Annotated in this window: 15 protein-coding genes; 10 read left to right on the forward strand and 5 right to left on the reverse strand. The window is 36.2% G+C overall.

Features of this window, described 5'->3' with window-relative positions; genetic code table 11:
- Positions 1–100: 100 nt before the first annotated feature.
- Complete coding sequence (gene vrrA, locus LDX58_RS00700; RefSeq protein ID WP_227934951.1) at positions 101–682, reverse strand: VrrA/YqfQ family protein; 582 nt, start codon at positions 680–682, stop codon at positions 101–103.
- A 230-nt stretch (positions 683–912) separates the two neighbouring features.
- Between vrrA and LDX58_RS00705 the strand changes: the two genes are divergently transcribed.
- The gene (locus tag LDX58_RS00705) at positions 913–2,268 is read left to right on the forward strand and encodes a DEAD/DEAH box helicase (RefSeq protein ID WP_227934952.1); all 1,356 of its coding nucleotides are present in this window, start codon (positions 913–915) and stop codon (positions 2,266–2,268) included.
- Positions 2,269–2,290: 22 nt separating this feature from the next.
- Positions 2,291–3,184, forward strand: a complete 894-nt coding sequence (locus LDX58_RS00710) for a deoxyribonuclease IV (protein WP_227934953.1) — start codon at positions 2,291–2,293, stop codon at positions 3,182–3,184.
- 546 nt (positions 3,185–3,730) lie between these two features.
- On the opposite strand, the gene LDX58_RS00715 is transcribed toward LDX58_RS00710, so the two are convergent.
- Positions 3,731–3,994 carry a DUF2624 family protein gene (locus tag LDX58_RS00715; protein WP_227934954.1) on the reverse strand — a complete coding sequence of 88 codons (264 nt, stop codon included), beginning with the start codon at positions 3,992–3,994 and terminating at the stop codon, positions 3,731–3,733.
- Positions 3,995–4,159: 165 nt separating this feature from the next.
- On the opposite strand from LDX58_RS00715, the gene LDX58_RS00720 reads away from it, so the two are divergent.
- Entirely contained in the window at positions 4,160–5,299 is a 1,140-nt protein-coding gene (locus LDX58_RS00720; protein WP_227934955.1) for a two-component system sensor histidine kinase NtrB, read from the forward strand.
- Between the two features lie 337 nt (positions 5,300–5,636).
- On the opposite strand, the gene LDX58_RS00725 is transcribed toward LDX58_RS00720, so the two are convergent.
- Positions 5,637–7,748 (reverse strand): RNA degradosome polyphosphate kinase, encoded by a 2,112-nt coding sequence (locus LDX58_RS00725; protein WP_227934956.1) that lies wholly within the window; start codon positions 7,746–7,748, stop codon positions 5,637–5,639.
- A gap of 78 nt (positions 7,749–7,826) precedes the next feature.
- Positions 7,827–9,371 (reverse strand): exopolyphosphatase, encoded by a 1,545-nt coding sequence (gene ppx, locus LDX58_RS00730; RefSeq protein WP_227934957.1) that lies wholly within the window; start codon positions 9,369–9,371, stop codon positions 7,827–7,829.
- 165 nt (positions 9,372–9,536) lie between these two features.
- Here ppx and LDX58_RS00735 point away from each other — a divergent pair, with 165 nt between their 5' ends.
- From LDX58_RS00735 to LDX58_RS00760, 6 genes are all read left to right on the forward strand, one after another.
- Positions 9,537–10,316, forward strand: coding sequence for a metal ABC transporter ATP-binding protein (locus tag LDX58_RS00735; RefSeq protein WP_227934958.1), 780 nt, complete (start codon positions 9,537–9,539; stop codon positions 10,314–10,316).
- On the forward strand, positions 10,317–11,198 hold the full coding sequence (locus LDX58_RS00740) for a metal ABC transporter permease (protein WP_227934959.1): 882 nt from the start codon (positions 10,317–10,319) through the stop codon (positions 11,196–11,198).
- A gap of 10 nt (positions 11,199–11,208) precedes the next feature.
- Positions 11,209–12,039: a metal ABC transporter permease gene (locus tag LDX58_RS00745; RefSeq protein WP_227934960.1), complete on the forward strand. Its 831-nt coding sequence runs from the start codon at positions 11,209–11,211 to the stop codon at positions 12,037–12,039.
- A gap of 15 nt (positions 12,040–12,054) precedes the next feature.
- The gene (locus tag LDX58_RS00750) at positions 12,055–12,474 is read left to right on the forward strand and encodes a Fur family transcriptional regulator (RefSeq protein ID WP_227934961.1); all 420 of its coding nucleotides are present in this window, start codon (positions 12,055–12,057) and stop codon (positions 12,472–12,474) included.
- 272 nt (positions 12,475–12,746) lie between these two features.
- Positions 12,747–12,902, forward strand: a complete 156-nt coding sequence (locus LDX58_RS00755; RefSeq protein WP_227934962.1) for a hypothetical protein — start codon at positions 12,747–12,749, stop codon at positions 12,900–12,902.
- 62 nt (positions 12,903–12,964) lie between these two features.
- Positions 12,965–13,183: a DUF1540 domain-containing protein gene (locus LDX58_RS00760; protein ID WP_227934963.1), complete on the forward strand. Its 219-nt coding sequence runs from the start codon at positions 12,965–12,967 to the stop codon at positions 13,181–13,183.
- 47 nt (positions 13,184–13,230) lie between these two features.
- Here the strand turns inward: LDX58_RS00760 and LDX58_RS00765 are convergent, their stop codons facing one another.
- The gene (locus LDX58_RS00765; protein ID WP_227934964.1) at positions 13,231–13,809 is read right to left on the reverse strand and encodes a 5' nucleotidase, NT5C type; all 579 of its coding nucleotides are present in this window, start codon (positions 13,807–13,809) and stop codon (positions 13,231–13,233) included.
- 161 nt (positions 13,810–13,970) lie between these two features.
- Between LDX58_RS00765 and LDX58_RS00770 the strand changes: the two genes are divergently transcribed.
- Positions 13,971–14,429, forward strand: coding sequence for a DUF4190 domain-containing protein (locus LDX58_RS00770; protein WP_227934965.1), 459 nt, complete (start codon positions 13,971–13,973; stop codon positions 14,427–14,429).
- The last annotated feature ends 1 nt before the right edge of the window (position 14,430 follow it).

Below are 14,430 nucleotides of genomic sequence, written 5' to 3' on the forward strand. Positions count from 1 at the left end.
AAAAGCAAAAGTAAATTTTACTATCAAGAAGCGATTCTTGTCAATAAAAAAGTTAGTGAAATAATGAATTGTTTTAATTGTTAGTTTATCCCATTAAAAGTTATACATACAGTTTTGGTGCTGGAATATTATCTATTGTTTTCGGTTTTAGGAGTGTAGGTTTAACTTTTTTAGATGAGAAAGTCTCATCAGAAAGAGTCTGTACCTGAGTAGTAGAAACTTGATCTTCATCTTCTATAGGTATTTCAGTTGTTGATGCTACATTCATTGCTTGTTCTTCAGCTGGATTCGGTTCATCTGTTGAATTATTGCTTCTCATTAACTTCAGTAAGGCGGGAGCGTTACGAATGAGAGGACCGTATTGTTGGACCATGGGCATAACTTGTTGGGTTAATCCTAAGACTTTTTGGGCATTCGTTAACATTGAAGTGAAGTTCATCCCTCCAGCTGCACCAGCGGAAGAAAGACCTCCCATTGCCGGGCCACTAGCCGCGTTGGATGCTCCACCTAAGCCTCCTAATAGTCTTGATAGCAGTCCACCTCCTCGCATTGCTTGACTTCCAACTCCAGCCATTGGTGGCATTTGACCTCCAGAAGAGGCTATGTTGGCTGCTTGAGACATACCTTGCATTGGAGCTTGCATGGGCATCGAACTAAATGGTGGGCCAAAAAATGGTTGCATGTAAATGTCTCCTTTCCTAGTTTCAATCATTTAAAAAGTGTATCATCTGTCTTTTATGGGAAGAATAAAATAAGCTAAAACACCGAAAATGTTATTCTCATAATTAGATATATGCAATGAATGAAATGGCGGTGAGTTTTGATAAAGATATATCATATTAGCCATGATCTGACAAAGTATGATAAAATGAACTATTGCACAAAGGAATCGGAAGGAAGATGAATTGTTATATGAAATCAGAAAACTTTAAGAGATTTGAATTGAAGCCCTTTTTAATTGAAGCCCTAAGTGAACAAGGGTTTACGTTACCAACAGATATACAGGAACGTCTCATACCGGCAATTCGTAATGGACGAGATGTAATTGGACAGTCGCAAACAGGAACGGGGAAAACTCTATCTTTTCTTTTGCCAATTCTAGATAAGATTGATTCGCAAAAAGATGAAGTACAAGCCGTGATTACAGCACCTACACGTGAATTAGCGGGTCAATTATTTGATGAGTTAAAAAAGTTATTGGAATTTTGTCCTGAAGACGAGCAAATTCATGCGAAATTGTTAGTGGGTGGTACGGATCGTGCTCGCGCTATTGGTAGTCTGAAGGTTCAACCTCATATCGTTGTGGGAACAGCCGGACGTATGGCAGATTTAATTGATGATCAAGCACTTAAGGTATACACAGCATCTATGCTCGTAGTTGATGAAGCTGATCAAATGTTAGACATGGGATTTATTGCTGATGTGGATAAGGTTGCATCTAGAATGTCAGAAAAACTACAAATGATGGTTTTCTCTGCTACGATTCCAGAAAAACTACAACCATTTTTGAAAAAATACATGACGGACCCTCGTCACGTTCAAGTGGACTCTAAACATGTGACAGCTACAAAGATTGAACATCGAATCATTCCACTTAGACATCGTGAGAAAATTAAATTTGTTGTTGAAATTGCTAAATCAATCACTCCTTATCTAGCTATTGTGTTTACAAATACAAAAGAGCAAGCAGATGAAGTGGCCGATGCTATGTATGAAGCCGGCTTAAATGTGGAGCGTCTTCACGGTGGCCTGCAGCCGCGACAACGAAAGCAAGTTATGAAACATGTTAAAGAAGTTAAAGTTCAATATTTGGTGGCTACAGACCTAGCCGCTAGGGGAATTGATGTTAAAGGTGTTACGCATATTATCAATTTTGGGTTACCGCAAGATTTAGATTTCTATATCCACCGGGTTGGTCGAACAGCACGTGCTGGGATGGATGGAATTGCTTTTACCATCTACGAAGATCATGATCAGCAAGCAATCGAAAAGTTATTGAAACGTGGAGTGAAATTCACTTATTATGATTTTAAACAAGGTGAATGGACAAAGTTAGATCGTGTTCCTCTTGGTGTACCGGGAAAGAAAAAGTCCTCACGCACAACAGATACAAAAACAACAACGATTAAAAAGCCATCCGAACAAAAACGAACAGGTGGAAAGGCTGTCGCAAGAGCGAAGGCGGTTAAGCCAGGCTACAAGAAAAAAGCACGTTTCAAACAAGCGAAAGAAGATCAAAAACAAAGACGGATCAAAAAGAAAAAGTAAGTAGTTTAAGGGAGAGAGAATAATGAAAGTTCGTTTAGGGTCTCATGTTTCGATGAATGGAAAAAAGATGCTTTTTGGTGCAAGTGAAGAAGCGGCATCTTATGGAGCAAATACCTTTATGATCTATACAGGAGCTCCTCAAAATACAAGACGTAAACCTATAGAGGAATTAAATATCGAAGCTGGGCTTGCTCATATGAAAGAGAATGGTATGTCAGATATTGTTGTACATGCACCTTATATCATTAATATTGCTAATACAACTAAACCTGAGACGTTTGAATTGGGGGTTCGGTTTTTAAGATCTGAGATCGAACGAACGGAGGCTCTTGGTGCAAAACAGATTGTACTTCATCCCGGTGCTCATGTGGGTGCTGGTGCAGAAGCAGGAATTCAAAAAATCATTGAGGGTTTAAATGAAGTATTTGAAGAAAAGCGAGATGTTCAAATTGCTCTTGAGACGATGGCTGGAAAAGGATCAGAATGTGGAAGAACCTTTGAAGAGCTAGCAGCAATTATTGACGGTGTCACACATAATGAGCGTTTATCTGTTTGTTTTGATACTTGCCATACACATGATGCGGGATATGACATTGTATCTGATTTTGATGGGGTCCTTGATTCATTCGATCGTATCATCGGAATCGATCGTTTGAAAGTTCTTCACATCAATGATAGCAAAAATGAGTGTGGTGCTGCGAAAGACCGTCATGAAAACATTGGCTTTGGCCATATTGGTTATAAAGCACTTCACTACATTGTTCATCATCCACAACTAAATGATGTCTCTAAAATTTTAGAAACACCTTTTGTAGGTGAAGATAAGAAGGATAAAAGAGCACCTTATAAGCATGAAATAGACATGTTACTTGCAGGTGAGTTTGATGAAGATATTCGCAATAAGATGATAAATTAAGAAAGAAGCAGAAGGATACCTTCTGTTTCTTTCTCTTGGTGCGTCAGGCATGCACATATTCTTTAGGGTTTAAATTCCGAACAGCGACGAAGGCAGTAGTATCAGTTAGCTTAATTACAAGGGTGTTTGCAGTGACCCAGAATTAGAAGGAAGTCGGCGCAAATTCCTGCCTTGGGCATATAAGGCTAGGTGTAGGATGGGACAACGTTTTTTATCACTCGGAGAAACAGATGTCGGCAAAGAGTTCCCTATGTAATAAACAGTGAAATCTGTTGAAAACCGTAGAAGTGTTCAGAGTGGATAATGAACAATGAGACGGAAAAGCAAAACGGTCAATGAAAGAATATCATTGACCATCTGACTTTGGGAACCGTTATTTTGTCTTAAGCCTGCTATGAGTGGGATATCAATCCGCAGGCGCGCAACGTGGGGAGCCATTGCTGCTTCCTCGAACTACTAAAAAGGTTTTTTCATTGGTTTCGGTTTGAGAGGTCGGAGGAGAATCACCACTCTCACTCCTACTCGATTCTATGATATGACTTCACTTTATAGGTATTGACTAAATTGTTGTAATAATTGTTGAATAACAGAAGAAACATACTCATCGACTTCCGTTTGAAGGCGATGGATGATTTTTTCAACTTGGGCTTGGTTCGAAACATCAATTTGTTCTGATCTTAGAATTGCTATGACTTCTTTAGCCTGTTGTGGAGAAAGCTGAATATTGTACTGGGCAGCAAGGTCCAATAGTTCCTTTGAAGTAAGCGAATTAACTTTATTGTTAACAAGTTGTTGCATAAAAACATTCATAAAAAACACCTCTTTTCATGAGTTAAACATAATGACAGTTTATGAGGGGCCAAGAAAAAATGTGCAGAAAAAAAAGGAAATTTTGTAAGTGATAGCGAATAATGAGTTAGAGTAAAAAAAGAAGATCATTTTAAAATCATATATAGATTGCAATAGGGGGGTCTTATGGACAATAAGCACCTAAGTGAGGAAATAGACCCAGTAGGGAGTAAGTTAATGACAATGAGATCTGCTGTAAGAAGTGAGACGTCGCATGTGCAGTCATCGACACTTACGGAGGAAAAAATGATCGAGCAGCATTTATTAATTGAAGAGTTGGGTGTTCCTTTTTTAGAAGTAAATAAATATTTACAACCTCTTAGTTGGAACCAAGCCTTTTTAGATCTAACCTATACAAAGAAATCTGAGTTGCAGGTTTTTTCCTTGGAAGAATTAGGGCTTAATAATTCCATTTTTTTGTTTAGCAAAAAGCTCATACAAAAGGCACTGGAGAGTAATTGTAAACAGGAAGAGGACTTTGAAGAAGTTGATTTACTTTATCGAATTAGGGCAATACCTTTTAAAGATGGGGTTGTGTACTTGATTTTTGAAGATCGCTCACTTCAAAAGCAATTTGAAAATCTGCTTACTTTCCACGATCAAATGGAAGCTGTTTCACATATTGCTGCTGGAGTGGCTCATGAATTACGTAATCCTTTATCGGTGATCAAGGGCTTTCTACAATTGGCCAAACTGACAAATGATCATCAAAAATATTATGATACGGTTATGTCTGAATTAAATCGAATGAATGGGATACTTGAAGACTTTTTATCAGTTTCTAGAAGGAAAATTGATCGTCGTTTGCAATCACCAGTTAATATTATGAATTCATTAATAGAGATTATAAAAGCAGAATGTCTTCTTCATGATGTCGAGTTTCATTTAAAGTTAACGGAGACAAATCGGCAAGTACATGTGAATGAATCGATGGTTAAACAAGTGATGCTAAATTTACTTCGTAATTCGGTGGAAGCTTATGGAGAATCAAATTCAAACAGAAAGTTAACAATAGAGACAAAGATTGAAAACAATAATTATGTGATAGCAGTAAAAGATAACGGAAAGGGTATGCCAGAATCGGTTTTAAAGCAATTAGGCAAACCGTTCTTCACGACAAAAGCTAGAGGTACTGGAATTGGCATACCTCTTTGTAAAAAGATCATTGAAGACCATGGGGGGACCTTTCACATTCAAAGTGTATTAAATGTCGGTACAAGTGTATTAATATCCTTACCCTTAGAAATACAAATAAATAACTCCTGATTTAGGGTTTTCTAGTCGTCGATACTAGAAAGTCTAGAATTCGAGGAGTTATTTTTTTTTGTTCTTTTTATCATTCTCTTTTTTAAAACGAAAGTGCAATTCAGACAATAAAGGGTTTCATCCACCAAACTTTTTGGCTTAGACTTTCTTTTCGTCGGAAGAAGGGTAATACAAGAAAGTGGGAGATCAAGTAAGGTACAAAAAGTATAACGATAATAGAAAAACAAAGCCCCGCGCTTCGTCTTTTTAAAAGATAAGAGTTTAAAAAAACAGTGATACAGGGTAGATTTCAATTTAGTATGAAAGTCTAGAAAACCCGCTCTGCGGTTTTCTTACTTCATTCTTCACTGACCGTAAAACTGGCTGCAATTTCATGAAACTGCAATTGGCTTTGGACGGGTTGGGTGTGTTGAGGTCTGACAACATAATGATAGCTACCGTCTGCATTTTGTTCACGCGTTTTTGTGTTGTCATTTAACGTTATCATCAGAATGTCTTTAATACGCTTTTTGTTTTGTTCACTAATAATTGGAAATAAAATTTCTATACGTTTATCCATATTTCGGGTCATCCAGTCTGCTGAGGATAAGTAAAAGTTTTCATGTCCACCTTGATAAAAATAAAAAATACGACTATGTTCTAAAAAGCGATCTACGATACTAAAAACACGAATGTTCTCGCTAACCCCTTCGATTTGAGGACGAAGACAACAAATTCCTCGCACAATTAAATCAATTTCAACTCCTACTTGTGACGCCTCATATAGCTTTAAAATAATTGGTTTATCAGTGAGGGAGTTCATTTTAGCAATAATTCTCCCTTTGCCATCTTGTTTATGAAGCTCAATTTCTTTATCGATTAGACCGAGGAATTTACTTCTTATCTCAAATGGAGCAATACTAAGATGGTGCCAGATCGGTTTGTCACTATAGCCACTTAAAAAATTAAAAAAATTAGTAGCATCGATGCCAAATTCCTCATTTGCCGTAAGATAGCCAATATCTGTGTATAATTTTGCTGTTGAATCGTTGTAGTTCCCCGTACCTAAGTGAACGAATCGTTGTATTTGATCGTCCTTATGACGTACGACAAGCGTTATTTTACTATGGGTTTTTAATGCTGTTATGCCATAGATTACATGAACTCCTGACTTTTCTAACTTTTTTGCCCATTGAATATTATTTTCTTCATCAAAACGTGCCTTTAATTCCACTAGCACAGTAACTTGTTTTCCGTTTTCTGCTGCAAGTGCCAATGCATTAATGATAGGAGAATCTCCACTTACGCGATAGAGTGTTTGTTTAATAGCAAGCACGTTAGGATCCTCGGCCGCTCGTGCTATAAAATCGATGACGGGTTGAAACGATTCATATGGATGGTGAAGAATGATATCGCGCTTAAGTATAGCTTGAAAAATATCTTCTTCTTCCATTAGATCTTCAGGCGGTTGAGGAATTAGTGTTTCATTGGCTAAATGCTCATGATCCTTTGCAAGTTGTCCGTAGAGTTTAAATAAAAACGATAAATCCATGGGGCCTTTTAATGAATATACATCGTTTTTATGAAGTTCCAACACGTCTAATAAAAGGTTTAAGACATTCTGATCCATCATGTCTTCTTGCATTTCCAAGCGGACAGCCGAACCCCATTTACGTTTTTTTAACTCTTTTTCAATTTCTAACAGTAAATCACGTGCTCCTTCTTCATGGATGGTCATATCTGCATTACGAGTAATCCTAAAAGGAGAGACGGATTTAACAGCGAAACCATTAAACAAATCATTGATAAAATAGCCAATGACATTCTCTAGCAAGATAAATTGTTCTTTTTCTCCTTTTGAAGGGAGTGTGATAAAACGGTTTAATACAGCAGGGACTTGAACAATAGCTAATTGTTCTTTTTCTTCCCAGTTGCCAAGTCTTTTTAACATGACAGCAAGATTCAAACTCTTATTTAATAGCATAGGAAAAGGTCGGTAAGCATCAATCGCCATCGGAGTCAAAACAGGAAAAATATAGTGATTAAATCGTTGTCTTAAAAATTCAACCTGTTCGGCATTGCATTCATCAATTGTCATAAATTGAAAGCCTTCCTGATAAAGCATTGGAACAATTGTTTCTGTATACACCGTGTCTAGTAAACGCACTAATTTATGATTTTTTTCAGCAATGTACTTTAATTGTTGTTTCGGTGTTAATCCGGCCTTGTTTTCCGGTTTGTTGTATCCAGCTTTTACTTGATCTTTTAACCCAGCTACTCTAACCATAAAAAATTCATCTAAATTCGAGCTGAAAATGGCAAGAAACTTCAGCCGTTCTAAAATAGGATTTCGTTCATCTATTGCTTCTTCTAAAACTCGCTCATTAAAGGCAAGCCAACTTAACTCACGATTATTATAAAAGGTTGGGTTATTGAGATCGATGTATTCATGAGTTTCATTTTCTATCATTGTACTCAACCTTTCTACTGAATTAGCCCTTCTCCATTTTAACAGGTGATTGTAAATTTTATGTTGATTTTTCATTTTTCAGAACTTATTAGAAGGTGTGTATTGGAACTCAATTGGATGCTTAATCGCTTTCTCTAACGGTTTCTTATTCTTTGCTGCTTGGATTTGTTCAAAATAAGGATCTTCACTGTAAAGGAGTGGTAAGACTAATTTATCATTCTCTTTTGCTACATGTCCTATTGTGATGGCTGTTCTTCTTGTACGATCTAAAGAATAAGCAAGTTTCATTATGGAACCTAGGAATTCAAACAACTTCAAATCTTCTTTTTGAATAATTTGCTTGAAGGGTTCCGCAAATTTTATCATTTGGGACTTCGATTTGTACGAAGAGATAAACGCAATCGCTAAGCGTTCTTGATGAGATAGCCCTTCAATGGTCATATTCGTAAGCAAATAAAAAGTATTTTGACTACTGGATTCACTGTTGATCGATTCTCCAATGTAAAGAACTCTAGCGCTTAAATTAAGCCATTTGAGTGCGATGCCATGTTCGTGCTGCACTTGAGCGTATGAAGATAATTCTTTATATAATTGAGTCGCAAGCAAAGAAATGTGGTTGGCATGTTCTAACTTGATCTTATATTTAGACGTAATTTGGTGCATATTCTCTTCTATTACGTTTGGAAAAAGATTTGTTTCCATCGTTTTAAGCAGTTCCTCGTAAAATATACCATCTCTTAATCCTTTTCTACTCATGACAAATTTGTCGGCTTGTACATGATCTACAATTGAAGAAATGACTTCAGCTGCTGGGACAATAATTTCTACACGATCCTTAGAAAGTCCGTCAATTTGTGAACGTTCCTCCACAGTGGATTGCTGTAACATGTTATTTATATGAAATATATCGTCTCTATCTATTTCATATTGATGAATGCCTGCAAGAGGATACCTTTTTTTATGTTGATGAATAAGCGAGATATTTCTTGCACTCCCACCTATACCGATGACAGGGTAATGTAGATGTACTTTTAGCCAAGGGAGAGTCAATAATTGTTCGTTAATATATTGCTTTAGTTTCTGTATAGAACCCTCGAGGTCCTGGGTTTGATGAAAGAATTTCTGATATAAGGTAATTGCGCCAAAAGGAAAGCTGTGATAATGCTTTAGTTTTCGATTTTCAAACAAAGTAACCTCAGTACTTCCTCCACCAATATCTACGGTAAATCCTTCAGTAATATTTGTCGAATTAGCAACGGCTAAATAACCATAGAAAGCTTCTTCATATTCACTTAGTATCCGAATCGTAATACCGAGCTTTTCTTGGACAGTACGTATGATTTCCTTTTGATTTTCTGCTTTACGCATAGCAGCAGTAGCAATCACAATCGTTTTGTTAACTTGATGGTAGCGCGTTACTTGTTTAAAATGAGTGAGTGTATCCAAAATAATGGCGACTCCCTCTTTAGACAGATCCCCTTCTCCTGTAATAAACGTACTAAGTCTAGCAACTGTTTTGAAATTATATAGTTCTTTATACTGACCGTGAGTATCTATTTCATTAATTACTAGTCGAAAGGAATTTGATCCCATATCTATAATGGCGTATTGATTTTTACTCACATAACCCACCTCTGACCTAATGATATATTCTATTCCTGATTATACCAAAAGCATCAACTAGTTCTCAAAGGTAGACAGAATAAAAATAACCTTTATAATAAGAAAGGACATCATACTAAATCGTAATTGTTCTTATAATGAAAAACTAGGAAGGGAGAAGGGTATATGCATATTCCTATTCAAACTGAAGCAGTCAAATTAGAAAATATCTCATTTCAATATGGTAATCAAAAAGTTCTTGAAAATGTATCGTTAACGATACAAAAAGGATCTTTTTTAGGGTTAGTAGGACCGAATGGATCGGGCAAATCTACATTGATTAAATTAATGCTTGGATTATTACCCACTCAGCTAGGAGATATTCAATTGTTTGGCGAAAAGGCTTCTAAATTTCGTCATTGGGAAAAAATTGGTTTTGTTTCACAAAAAGCGAATAGTTTTAACACTGGTTTTCCAGCCACTGTTTTTGAAGTTGTATCAATGGGCTTATATGGAAAAGTAGGCTTGTTTCGATTTTTAACTCGAAAGCATAAACAGCAAGTTAAGGAAGCGATAGATCAAGTTGGAATGTCTACCTTTATTCATAAGAATATTGGAGAATTATCTGGTGGACAGCAACAACGTGTCTTTATTGCCCGTGCATTGGTAAGTCAACCTGAATTGTTAATACTTGATGAACCGACAGTGGGTGTCGATGCAACCAATGTTCGACAATTTTATGATATGCTCGATCACTTAAATAAAGATAGAGGGATTACTCTTGTCATGGTAACACATGATATTGGTGCGATGACGGATCACGTCACCGATGTAGCATGTTTAAACAAAACTCTTCATTTCCATGGAAATACTGCAGATTTTGAAGCAAATCAAGATTTATCGACATTTTACGGCCATGATGTTCATTTATTGACTCATAACCATAGTCATGGAGGACATGTATAGATGATTGATGCTTTTTTTCGCTATGAATTTTTACAAAATGCATTTTATACTGGGGTACTAATAGGTTTATTAGCACCTACCTTAGGTGTATTTTTAGTTGTTAGAAGACTTTCTCTAATTGCGGATGCCTTATCTCATATTACGTTATCCGGTATTGCAGCAAGTTTGTTACTAGCTAAACATGTAACTTTTTTTCAAACGCTCAATCCACTTTATTTAGGATTGCTTTTTTCGGTTGGCGGTTCTTTATTGATTGAACAGCTGAGGAGTGTTTATTCCTATTACAAAGAGATTGCAATTCCCATTATATTAACGGGTGGCATAGGTTTAGGCGTTGTTTTTATTTCACTTGCAGATGGGTTTAATAATGATTTGTTTCATTATTTATTTGGAAGTGTGATGGCTGTGAGTCGATCTGATTTGTGGACGATAAGTGTAATTACAGTTGTCGTATTGGCTGTATTAATCCTTTTATATAAGGAACTATTCTTTTTATCTTTTGATGAAGAACAAGCAATTGTTTCTGGTATTAATCGGAGGGTCATTAATTTCATTTTTATTATCATGGTTGCATTAGTCATAGCTGCATCGATGAGGATAGTTGGTATTTTACTTGTGTCTTCTTTAATGACTTTACCAGTTGCTACGGCGATGAGATTAGCTAGAGGTTTTAAGCAAATGTTTCTTTACTCTATTTTTTTTGGGGAAATTGCCGTAATTGGAGGGCTAATCTCAGCATTTTATTATGATCTTGCTCCAGGTGGAATGATTGTAATTATCGCTGTTGTTCTTTTACTCTTAACCATGGTTATAGAAAGAGCATGGGGAGAAGTGAGAAAAGTTAAAAGGCAAAAAATGAGCTTAAGAGATAAGGAATGTTAGGGGCTCTAAAATGGAATTATTAACACAACTAACGTTTATTGAAAGAGGAATTTTAGCAGGGGTGATAATTGGATTCATTGCTCCAGTAGTAGGGGCCTTTCTATTAGTGCGGAGAGTATCGATTATCACAGAATCAATCTCGCATATCACGTTAGCCGGAATATCAGCCGGTGTGTTTATCGGAACACTTGGACCATGGCTTCCAACAGTGAATCCAATGTATATGGGTGTTGTGTTTGCTCTGATTGGGGCTCTAGTTACAGAGCGATTAAGGACTATTTATAGTCATTTTCAAGAATTAGCTGTTCCGATTATCTTATCAACGGCTATTGGAATGAGTGCGATCTTTATTTCATTAGCACGAACAGGATATAATGAATGGTATGCGTATTTGTTCGGAAGCATTGTAAGTGTAACCATTGGTGATCTTCATTTTGTCTTGATAACAGCGGTGTTTGTTTTACTAATAATTGCTTTATTTTATAAAGAATTTATTTCGATTTCATTTGATCAGGAATTTGCTAAGGTATCAGGTATTCCATTAAAGGTTGTAAATTTTATGTTTGCTTTGTTAATTGCTTTGGTAATTTCATTATCAATGAAGGTTGTCGGAATTTTACTAGTTGGAGCTTTAGTCGTTATCCCAGTAGCTACGAGTATCCAATTAGCAAAAAGTTTTAAACAACTTGTGGGATATGGGATTATTTTTGCTCAGATTGCTATGTTGGCTGGATTATTTTTCTCTTATCAATTTGCGATCTCAACAGGTGGAATGATTGTTTTAATGAGCTTATTTATCTTAATCGTTGTACTAATAGTTAAGAAAGTGCAAATAAAGTAAAAGGAGGGCTTATTTTTGAATGTAAATGAAGCAATGAAGCTCTTAAAAGAAAAGGGTTATAAACATACAGATAAAAGAGAGGATATGTTACACTTATTCGCTTTGGAGAAACGATATTTATCTGCAAAAGATGTATTGGAACGTTTGCAAAATGAATACCCAGGTATGAGCTTTGATACGATTTATCGGAATTTGTCTTTGTTTGCAGACCTTAATATACTCGAAGAAACAGAATTAGATGGTGAGAAAAGATTCCGTTTTAGTTGCTCAATCTCAAAGCATCATCATCACTTAATTTGTCTTGAATGTGGGAAAACAAAGCACATCGACAGTTGTCCAATGGATTCCATTCGTCAGCAATTTCCGGATTTTGAGGTTACAGGACATAAATTTGAGATTTACGGAAAATGTCAGGAATGTGTGACTATAAATTAAAAATGGTTAATTGATTGGTTTTGTCTCCTCTTTTTTCATTGGTATGATAACTAAGAAAGCTTAAAAAGCACATCGGGAAGTTAGATGTGCTTTTTGTTGTGATTTGGCTCATCCATTGTTACTCTTATGAAAGCGTTTGCTAAATGTGATTTTAGGTGTATAATAATAAAGGTTATGAATTATTCTTTTTTTTGTGAATTGGTAAAAATTTAAGAGGACTCTAATGAAAAGTAAATATTAAAATAAGATGATTAAATTATTGAGGTGATTTAATGGAAATATGTGTAGATTCTTTGACGAAGGATTTTGAAGAGCAACTTAAAAGAACGTTAAAAAACAATGAAATTGAATTTATAAAGTGGATGGTTAGTAGTAACCTCGAATATAATCATCCCAAATCTGCAGATGAGCAATTAAAACATCCTTAACCATAAATTGATAAGGATAATAACGTACAAATGTCCAATCCTAGAAATTAGGAGGGGATACTATGGCTAATCCATTTGTCAAATGTAACGTAGCAAATTGCACATTCTGGGGAGAAGGAAACAAATGTCAGGCTGACTCGATTCTCGTGGAAATTGATGCACACGCAAACCGTGATTACAATATGGAAGCGGGAGAAGAACCTTACGAAAAGGCAGAACACCATGATGCAGCCCAGGCAATTAAAGAAACTTGTTGTCATACCTTTCAACCTAAAGAATAATCAAAAGTAAAAGGGCTTAGCTTTCGCTAGCCCTTTTACTTTTTTTGTTAACTGTTTTCTTTTAACCAATTGTCTACCCAATCTTTTGCTTCTACCCAGCTATGAGCCCGAATGACTGATTTAGGAGCAGGTAATCGATTGTACGGAGTATCTAATAAGATAACTGGGATATTAAATTCTTCAGAAATTGCTACAGCATTATCGTGTTTATCTTCAAAGAAAATATCGAGTTGATGTTCACGAACAGCTTCTAATTTATCGTGTTTACCAACTAATTCAATATGATCAAAAGGAATTGCTTTTGTTGTAAACCAGTTAGTGGTGATATCTGCTAAATGAGTTCTTCTTGCTGTAATGTAAATTAAATCATGAAATTTGGTCCAATCATGTAATGTATTTTCGGCGTGAGGAGCAAGTTCTGCTTCTTGATAAATTAAACCTTCATGCTGTTCCATCCATTCCCAAAATTGCTTTTCTGTAATATCTAGAATAGAAGTTAAGTCGTATTCAGTTAGATCATCTAACGTTAACGTTTTATTAAAATGCTTATTTAAATATGGAATAAATGTATTTGGACTCGTTATAGTACCATCGATATCAAGCCCTATTCTTTTCTTTACGGACATAAATTCACCTCATAAATACCTTGTTTCCTTTACCTTACACGAAAAAACGAAGTCGGTCTAGTGAACCGTTCCCTTTGCAAGAAAAGATTAACACCGATAATAATCAAGAGGTGCGCCATACTAAGGACTGTTCCCCGAAATAAAGAAAGTGAGGGATTCATATGGCAGACCGAGAACATCCAAAAGATGAACCAATAAGGTTATTTGATGAAGATGATCGTTCGTTAACTTTGGTTAATAATCATGTTGAAGGTGGCGAATATGAAAACGGACGTAGTGATACCCGTAGCTTAGAAACTGAGGAAGAAAAAGATCAACCATTCGTTACAAATTTTCAAGAGGAAACAGCCGTTGAATACGGAGCAGCGAACGATTTGGTTGAAAAAGATAAGACTGCGCGAATGAACGAAGATGATGTCACGGCTGGACGTGGTGTCGGAACGTTTGCGATCGTATTATCGATCCTCTCTTTATTCTTCTTGCCAGTATTGCTTGGAGCAGCTGGTATCGTAGTAGGTTTTGTTTCACGTCGATATGGCTCCACAACGCTAGGTAACTGGGCGATTGGTATTGGTGCGATTTCGATTCTCATGACCGTCTTTTTCTCTCCATTTTTCTAAC

Source organism: Alkalihalobacillus deserti, assembly GCF_020734105.1.
In the GTDB taxonomy this organism is placed as follows: domain Bacteria; phylum Bacillota; class Bacilli; order Bacillales; family Bacillaceae_D; genus Halalkalibacter; species Halalkalibacter deserti.